At 68.2% G+C, this 491-nt stretch carries 1 pseudogene; it reads right to left on the bottom strand.

Annotation, left to right across the window (positions count from 1 at the left end):
• Window positions 1–491, bottom strand: a pseudogene (locus tag AC0L20_RS39850) (hybrid sensor histidine kinase/response regulator); the annotation flags it as partial.

Genomic DNA, 491 nt, shown 5'->3' with positions numbered 1-491 from the left:
ACCAGCTCGGAGACCATGGTCATCAGATGCTCCAGCGTATCCACGTTGACGCGGATCGACTGGTTGGCGATGCTGGCTCCCTCGCCGGCGCCCTCGTCGGCGATCGACTTCTTCGGCGCGGCTTTTTCCTTCGCCTTGGCTTCCTTCGCTACTTCCTTGGCAACAGCCACTGGTGCTTCAGCGGCCGGCGCGGGCTCGGCCTTGACTTCTGCCTTGGCAACCGGGACCGGCACTTCGATCGCGGTCTCGCGGAAGGCGCGCTCGAGCTCGTCGAGCGAGACTTCGCCCGGACGCAGCGGACGCTCCAGGCTCGGGTCGGCCAGCACGCCCTGGCTGGCTTCAACGGCGACAGGCGCTTCCGGCACCAGCGGCGGCGCTTCGGCTACGGGAGCAGCAGCGGCGCCTGCCGCCATGGCCGCCATGCCCTGCTCGACCATCGCTTCCAGCTTGTCGATGAGATCGCGGTCGGTGCCCTCGGGCTCGGCTTCGGT

It is taken from the genome of Bradyrhizobium sp. Kon58 (genome assembly GCF_055807455.1).
The sequence above is the reverse complement of the archived record's forward strand: the minus strand, read 5'-3'. Positions and strand labels throughout refer to the sequence as shown.